Origin of the sequence: Chryseobacterium sp. SIMBA_038 (genome assembly GCF_046535115.1) — a bacterium.
Taxonomy (GTDB): Bacteria; Bacteroidota; Bacteroidia; order Flavobacteriales; family Weeksellaceae; genus Chryseobacterium.
Genome location: NZ_JAWRXH010000132.1, coordinates 1 through 277, shown reverse-complemented (window position 1 = coordinate 277; position 277 = coordinate 1). Strand labels below are relative to the sequence as shown.

The following is a 277-nucleotide window of genomic DNA, read 5'->3' as shown; positions in this document are numbered from 1 at the left end:
ATGCAGGTGAATGAAGCAGGCTTAAACAAAGGAATGAATTATGAAAATAAGATCATTTCTTTTCACCGTGACAGACTAGCCAAGAAAGTATGGGTGAAAACCTCTGAAGCTAAAGTGTCGTCACCTAAAAATGATGCTATTACAAAATCTGTTAAGGATAACTTTTCAGAATCTGTGATTGAGGTTTTTGATATTGAAGCACAAAACAATGATTCCACCTCAGTAGCCATTAAAGTGAATAAAGTTTTTGACGGAAATCAGAAAAGCTTTAATGATG

General features: G+C 34.3%; 1 protein-coding gene. It reads left to right on the top strand.

What is annotated here, in order from left to right; translation table 11 throughout:
- A partial coding sequence (locus SB689_RS23000; protein WP_410694380.1) for a DUF5117 domain-containing protein occupies positions 1-277 on the top strand: 277 nt, incomplete at both ends.